Annotated in this window: 1 protein-coding gene; it reads right to left on the bottom strand. The window is 71.6% G+C overall.

Translation table 11 applies throughout. The features are described 5' to 3' along the window. On the bottom strand, positions 1–271 hold a 271-nt coding region (locus CVH10_RS20740; RefSeq protein WP_369335922.1), incomplete at both ends, for a LysR substrate-binding domain-containing protein.

Raw genomic sequence — 271 nt, forward strand, 5'->3', positions numbered from 1 at the left:
GGCCGGGGATGGTCCGCGAAGTACCCCGGTGTGCCGACCACCACCGTGCGTTCATCGGGGCCGACCCGCACTGCGACCATGTCGCGCTCCACGGTCTCGCCGAAGCGGATCCCGGCATCGAAGCCGGCCGCGACGATGTCGGCGAGGCGGTCGTCGACGACGACTTCGACCGTGACGGAGGGATAGTCGAGGAGGAACCCCGGAAGGGACGGCGCGAGGATGGCGCGCGCGGCGTAGGCGAACGTCGTGACCCGAAGGGAGCCCGACGGCG

Source organism: Halomonas sp. ND22Bw, from assembly GCF_003011945.1.
GTDB lineage: Bacteria > Pseudomonadota > Gammaproteobacteria > Pseudomonadales > Halomonadaceae > Halomonas > Halomonas halophila.